The 4,470-nt window shown below is 72.3% G+C and carries 3 protein-coding genes and 2 pseudogenes; 3 read left to right on the top strand and 2 right to left on the bottom strand.

All coding sequences use genetic code 11. From position 1 onward, the window contains the following. Together B7767_RS39380 and B7767_RS39375 are read left to right on the top strand one after the other, a co-directional pair. Window positions 1-195, top strand: a pseudogene (locus tag B7767_RS39380) (hypothetical protein); the annotation flags it as partial. Window positions 196-363: 168 nt separating this feature from the next. Beyond that, a complete protein-coding gene (locus B7767_RS39375; protein ID WP_085576129.1) occupies window positions 364-1,596 on the top strand; it encodes a glycoside hydrolase family 16 protein in 1,233 nt (410 codons plus the stop codon). Between the two features lie 73 nt (window positions 1,597-1,669). Here B7767_RS39375 and B7767_RS39370 read toward each other — a convergent pair whose 3' ends face one another. Beyond that, window positions 1,670-2,731: an acyltransferase family protein gene (locus B7767_RS39370; RefSeq protein WP_085576128.1), complete on the bottom strand. Its 1,062-nt coding sequence runs from the start codon at window positions 2,729-2,731 to the stop codon at window positions 1,670-1,672. 182 nt (window positions 2,732-2,913) lie between these two features. Here B7767_RS39370 and B7767_RS39365 point away from each other — a divergent pair, with 182 nt between their 5' ends. Continuing rightward, window positions 2,914-3,465 (top strand): tellurite resistance TerB family protein, encoded by a 552-nt coding sequence (locus B7767_RS39365; RefSeq protein ID WP_073935834.1) that lies wholly within the window; start codon window positions 2,914-2,916, stop codon window positions 3,463-3,465. On the opposite strand, the pseudogene B7767_RS39360 reads toward B7767_RS39365, so the two are convergent. Then, window positions 3,442-4,470, bottom strand: a pseudogene (locus tag B7767_RS39360) (hypothetical protein); the annotation flags it as partial. The gene B7767_RS39365 and the pseudogene B7767_RS39360 overlap by 24 nt on opposite strands.

The raw sequence follows: 4,470 nt of genomic DNA, 5'->3' as shown, positions 1-4,470 counted from the left end.
ATCGCCGACGAACGGCGCGCCGTCGCCGTCCTGCGGGAACGGGAGGGGCGCCGGGCCGCGTGGCGCGACGCGGCGGCCGCCGCGCTCGCCCGGGCCGAGGTGGAGGCCGCCTGCTGCGAACGCTGGTGGACGTCGTGCGCGACCGAGCACGACCCCGGCTGCGCACACCGGACCTCGTGGGGCACGACGGCCTGAACGGGGACCCGGGGAACGGCCCGGGTGCCGTGACCGCCGGATCCTGGTCCGTACCAGGGGGTTGACGCCCTCTTATCTCACTTCTTAAATCAAGTAGTTGCACGTTCACCCCCACAATCTCGGTCGGCGCACCCGTACATCCGGGTCGCCGTACGGAAAGGGAGAGCCATGTCCTCTCCGCGCAGACTCCGCAGATGGCTGATCGCCGCCGTGTCCGCCGCGCTGGTCGCCTCCGGTGCGGCAGGGACCGCGAAGGCGGAACCGGCCGATGCCGCCGCCGCGGCGGCCGTGACGTTCTCGGACACCTTCGACGGGCCCGCCGGCGCGGCGGTCGACTCCTCGAAGTGGCAGATCGAGACCGGCGACAACGTCAACAACCACGAGCGGCAGTACTACACGTCCGGCAACAAGAACGCCGCCCTGGACGGCCAGGGCCACCTGGTGATCACGGCCCGCAAGGAGAACCCGGCCAACTACCAGTGCTGGTACGGCACCTGCCAGTACACCTCGGCCCGGCTCAACACCTCCGGCAGGTTCACCGCGCAGTACGGGCACGTCGAGGCGCGGATGAAAGTCCCGCGCGGGCAGGGCATGTGGCCCGCGTTCTGGATGCTGGGCACACCGGTCGACTGGCCGGACTCGGGCGAGATCGACATCATGGAGAACGTCGGCTTCGAACCCTCCACGGTGCACGGCACGATCCACGGCCCCGGCTACTCCGGCTCCGGCGGCATCGGCGCCGGCTACACGCTGCCGGGCGGCCAGGCCTTCGCGGACGCCTTCCACACCTTCGCCGTCGACTGGGCACCGGACTCGATCACCTGGTCCGTGGACGGCAACGTCTACCAGCGGCGCACCCCCGCCGACCTCGGCGGGAAGCAGTGGGTGTTCAACAAGCCGTACTTCCTGATCCTCAACCTCGCGGTGGGCGGCTACTGGCCGGGCGACCCGGACGGCTCCACCGTCTTCCCGCAGCAACTGGTCGTGGACCACGTGTCGGTGACGACCGGTGACGCGCCGGCCGGCGGCGCGATCCGCGGCCTGGCCGGCAAGTGCGTGGACGTGGCCGGGGCCGACACCGCCAACGGCACCGCCGTACAGCTCTACGACTGCAACGGCACCTCCGCCCAGAACTGGACCGTGGGCTCCGACGGCACCGTCCGCGCCCTCGGCAAGTGCCTGGACGTCGCCTCGGGCGGCACGGCCGACGGCACGCCCGTCCAGCTCTGGGACTGCAACGGCACCGCCGCCCAGAAATGGGTCGTCACCGCCGCACGCGACATCGTCAACCCGCAGGCCGACAAGTGCCTGGACGTGACCGGCAACAACTCCGCCAACGCCACCCGTCTGCAGATCTGGACCTGCACCGGCGCCGCCAACCAGAAGTGGACGGTCGGCTGAACCCTCACCGAGGGTGCCGGACGCGCCGCCCCGGACCGACCGGTCCGGGGCGGCGGCGCGTCCGGCCGCCCGGTCAGCGCCTGAACGCCCAGGTGGTCCCCGGCTCCACCGCCCAGCGGAAGACCCGTCGCACCGGCGGTGTGCACAGCGCCGTCACGACCACGGCGGCGACCAGGGTGACCGTGATCCCGCCGAGCGGACGGTACAGCCACTCCGGGTCGTACCAGCCCCAGTACTTGCTGACCTGCGCGACGAAACCGTGCAGGAGGTAGCCGTACAGCGTGGCCGCGCCGAGCGCCGTGAACCAGGTCCGCCGCCCCGGCACCCAGGCGAGGAAGCAGGCGACCAGGAGCAGCGAGCAGCCGAACAGGACCAGGGTCACTGCGGGGCCGTACCAGGCCGGGGCGGACAGTTCCTGCGCGCTGTCCCCGTGGTAAAGCCAGCCGGACGTCACACGCGGGACCGCCCAGTACGACGCGGCCAGCGCCACCGCGAACACCGGCACGGCCAGCATCCGCACCCGGCGGCGGCGCACCGTCCAAAAGTGCTCGGGCCGCAGGACGAGACCGAGCACGAAGTACGGCAGGAACTGCAGCGTGCGCTGCACGTCGAGGTCCTCGCCGAGCGACGGGGACACCGTCGCCAGCATGGCGACGACGAGCGCGACGGGGACCGGCCACCGCACGAGCTTCCACAGCGGCGCGGTGAGCCGCCACACGAACAACGCGGCCAGGAACCACGTCAGGTACAGCGGCTCCAGCAGGGTGACCGGCCGGTCGGGGACGCCGTCCGTCCACCGGGTGAAGAAGGTGTACGCCGTCTCGAACACGACGTACGGCAGGACGACGCCGGTGACCAGGCGCTTGACGCGCTCCGGACTGCCGTCGAAGCCGCGCGAGTGATAGCCCGCGACGACGATGAACGCGGGCATGTGGAACGCGTAGACGAGCATGTACAGCGCGCTGACGGCCCGGCTGCCGTCACGCAGCGGCTCCCAGGCGTGTCCCACCGCGACCAGCACGATCGCCAGGTACTTGGCGTTGTCGAAGAACGCGTCACGCTGTGGCGCCCGCCGGGACGTGTCGTCCTGTTCGGCACGGGGGACGGCGGCGGCGGGGATGGTGGGCGACGACATCCCAGCCGCCTCACCCGTCCCGCGGGTGGCCAAACCTGTGATTTGTTCGGCCGTCGGCCGGGATTCCCGGTGCCGTCGGTTCCCGAGTCGGCTTTGCTTTTCTTTTGCCGTCCGGGAACATGGTCGCGGCCGCGTCCGTTTGACCGGACGGACCGTGACAGCGACAGAAGAGGTGGCACCAAGTGGCGATGTTTGACCGGCTCAAGGAACAGGCCAGGGCCCTCCAGCAGTCCCAGGGCGCACGGGCGGGGAGCGGACAGCAGCACGGGCACGGTTCCTCCTCGGGCGGCGGCTCCAAGGCCCAGCTGATGGGCCTGTTCAAGTCCCAGCTCGCGTCGGCCAAGGCGGAGCTCAAGAGCGGTGCCTACCGGGACGCCAGCATGGCGATGTGCGCGCTGGTCGCCGCGGCCGACGGACGCGTCGATCCGGCCGAGCGGCAGCGCGTGGAGGAACTGATCGTCTCCAACGAGGTGCTGCAGAACTTCCCGCCGGACCAGCTCCGCAAGCGGTTCAACGAGCACGTGGACCGGCTCACGGCCAACTTCGAGCTGGGCAAGGCCCGGGCGCTGGAGGACATCGCCAAGGCGGCGAAGAAGCCGGTCGAGGCCCGGGCCGTCGTCCAGACCGGCCTCGTCGTCGCTGGCGCCGACGGCAGCTTCGAGCCGGCCGAGCAGTACGCCGTGCGCGACGCCTGCTCGGCCCTCAACCTCTCACCGGCGGAGTTCGGTATCTGACGGCGGCTCGGAAAGACCGGCGCCCGCCGCCGGGCCGACGGTGTGACCGAGCAGGTGCAGCGGTGCCGCCGTGACCCCGGCCTCCTCCATGGCGTCCCAGTGGGCCCGCGCCACCGCCGCGTCCACCAGGCCGTGCACCAGCGGCAGCCGGTCGTCCGAGGCGCGCAGCAGGGACTCGGCGCGGCAGGAGGCCAGGGTTCCCTCGATCCAGGGCTGGGCGAGGTAGCCGGCCGCCGCCGCGGCCGGGAGGTCGTCGGCGACCTCCCGGCCGGTGCTGCCGACGTGCAGCAGCCCGCCGCCCAGGACCAGGACGTCGCTCCGTTCCCGCATCCGGGCGAGGGCCCGTCCGGTGTCGAAGCAGTGCGGGAAGGAATCGTCGACCACGACGGCACCGGGCCGCAGCCGGTCGACGTCGAGCACCGCCGTCGCCCCGCTCACCGCCGTCACCAGCAGGTCCGCGGCGTGCACGGCGTCCGGCAGCATCCGCCGCGCCTCGACGGCCTCCACCTCGCCGGCCAGCCCGCGCTCCCTCAGCCGGCGGCCGAGCTCCCTCAGCCGCGGCCCGCTGCCGCGCACGTCGCACAGCAGCAGACGCCGGGGCGGGCGGGCGGCCAGTGACAGCAGCAGTTCCAGTGACGACGCACCGATCGAACCCAGCCCGGCGAACGCCACCTCCAGGTCCGCGAGATCCCGGCCGGTCGCGTCCAGCGCCGCGTGCACGGTCCTGACCACCGACACCACCGTCGCCGCGTGCCCCGTCGTCACCGCCGCCGGGTACCGCCGGTGCCGCAGCACGTCGAAGCCGTATCCGGTCAGCGACGGGATCATCCCGGCGAGGGACACACAGCGCGCGCCCAGGGAGGCGGCCAGCGACACCGCGCGAGCGGTGTGGTCCACCAGTGCGGCACCCCGCCCGAGTTCGTCGGCGAACAGCGGCACGCACACGAAACCCGACCGGCCCAGCGGTGTGCGCACCGTCTCCAGCAGCCTCGGGCCGCCGTCGGG

This window comes from Streptomyces sp. 13-12-16 (assembly GCF_002114215.1).
Lineage (GTDB): Bacteria > Actinomycetota > Actinomycetes > Streptomycetales > Streptomycetaceae > Streptomyces.
The sequence above is the reverse complement of the archived record's forward strand: the minus strand, read 5'-3'. Positions and strand labels throughout refer to the sequence as shown.